The organism is Micromonospora echinofusca, from assembly GCF_017614955.1.
Lineage (GTDB): Bacteria > Actinomycetota > Actinomycetes > Mycobacteriales > Micromonosporaceae > Micromonospora > Micromonospora echinofusca_A.
Genome location: NZ_WVUH01000601.1, coordinates 1 through 1921, shown reverse-complemented (window position 1 = coordinate 1921; position 1921 = coordinate 1). Strand labels below are relative to the sequence as shown.

At 78.5% G+C, this 1921-nt stretch carries 2 protein-coding genes; both read left to right on the top strand.

What is annotated here, in order from left to right:
• The first annotated feature begins 16 nt into the window (after positions 1 to 16).
• Positions 17 to 493, top strand: coding sequence for a hypothetical protein (locus GSF22_RS33180; protein WP_208817856.1), 477 nt, complete (start codon positions 17 to 19; stop codon positions 491 to 493).
• Positions 494 to 635: 142 nt separating this feature from the next.
• A partial coding sequence (locus GSF22_RS33175; protein WP_208817855.1) for a prenyltransferase/squalene oxidase repeat-containing protein occupies positions 636 to 1921 on the top strand: 1286 nt, incomplete at its 3' end.

Below are 1921 nucleotides of genomic sequence, written 5' to 3'. Positions count from 1 at the left end.
GTCCCGAGGAGCACTGATGTCCACCTCCGTCCTCCGGCGGCTGGCCGCCCTGGTCGCCGCTGCCGTCGTCGCCGCCGGCCTGGTGGTCGTCGAGCCGGCCCCGCCGGCCGCCCGGGCCGCCGCCTGCACCGGCACCTCCGGGGTCACCGTGGTGGTCGACTTCACCGCCCTCGGGGCCGGGGTGCAGGTCGCCTGCGCCCCGGGCGACCCGGCCACCGGCCTGGCCGCACTGACCGGCGCCGGGTTCACCGTCACCGGTACCGCCCGGTGGGGCCTGGCCTTCGTGTGCCGGATCAACGGGCTGCCGACCGCCGCCACCGAGGCGTGCATCAACACCCCGCCGGCCAGCGCCTACTGGTCGTACTGGCACGCCCCGGCCGGCGGCGCCTGGTCGTACAGCTCGGCGAGCGCCGGCAGCTACAACCCGGCGCCCGGCACGGTGGAGGGCTGGGCGTTCGGCGCCGGCAGCCCGCCCAGCGTCCCGGCGCCCTGACCAGGGGGTACCGGTGGGCCGGGCGGACCACCCCGCCCACCGGTACGCCTCCGCCCGGTGTACCCCGCCGGAGCGCACCCGCCGCGTGAACGCCCCGGGTGCGCTCCGGCGCTTCCCCGACCTCCCCTGAAAGGCACCCGCCATGCCCGACATCCGGCGGACCCGACTCGCCGTCCGGGTCACGGTCGCGTCCGCGCTCACCGCGTTCGCCGTCACCGCCCCCGGGACACCGTCCACCGCCGAACCGGCCACCGGCGCCGCCGCCCGGGCGGCGGCGACGTGGCTCGCCGGCGAGTTCACCGACGGGGCGCTGCCCGGCCCGTTCGGTGGGCAGGACTGGGGGCTGACCATCGACGGTCTGCTCGCACTGACCGCCGCCGACGTGGCCGGGGCGACCCGGCAGGCCGCCGCCGACCGGTTGGCCGGGCACGTCACGTCCTACACCACCTACGACGACTACGGCATCCCCGGCTTCACCGACGGCGGGGCGACCGCGAAGCTGCTCTTCGCCGCCGCGGTGGCCGGCGCCGACCCCACCGACTTCGGCGGCCACGACCTGCGCCGCACCACCCTGGAGCTGATCGCCGGAGCCGGCGACCAGACCGGTCGGATCCTCAGCCGGACCACCCCGGACACCGGACCGGACGCCAGCAACACCTTCGACCAGTCCTTCGCCGTGCTCGGGCTGGCCCGGACCGGCGAGGTGCCCCAGGACGCGGTGGACTTCCTCGTCCGGCAGCAGTGCGCGGCCGGCGGGTTCCGGCTCTACCCGGACGTGGCCGGCGCGCCCTCGCCGTCCTGCGACGCGCAACCCGACGCCCCGCTCGACGTCGACACCACCGCGATGGCGGTGCAGGCCCTGCTCGCCGCCGCCACGGACGGCTCCGCCGGGGCGGCCGACGCCGCCCGCCGGGGCGCCGACTGGCTGACCGCCCAGCAGCACACCGACGGCTCGTTCGGCGGTTCCGGCCCGACCACCGGCGCCAACGCCAACAGCACCGGCCTGGCCGGTCAGGCGCTACGCGCCGCCGGTCGTACCGCCCCGGCCGACCGGGCCGACGCGGCCCTGGTGGCCCTCCAGGTGACCGCCGCCGGCGGCGGCGCGGCCGGCGCCGACGCCGGTGCCGTCGCCTACTCCACCGAGGCGCTGACCGCCGCCCTCGCCGACGGGATCAGCGACGCCGGGCGCGACCAGTGGCGCCGGGCCACCAGCCAGGCGCTGCTCGGGCTGGCCGGGGTACCGCTGGGCCGGATCGGCCTCGACCCGCCGTCCTCGCCGGGGCCCACCGGATCACCCACCGGGTCACCGACGCCGTCGGGGTCACCGTCCACCCCGCCGACCGCGTCACCCACCCCGTCGGCCAGCCCGTCGCCGTCGCGCACCGCCGGACCGGGCGGTACGCCCACCCCGTCGAACGGTCCGACCGG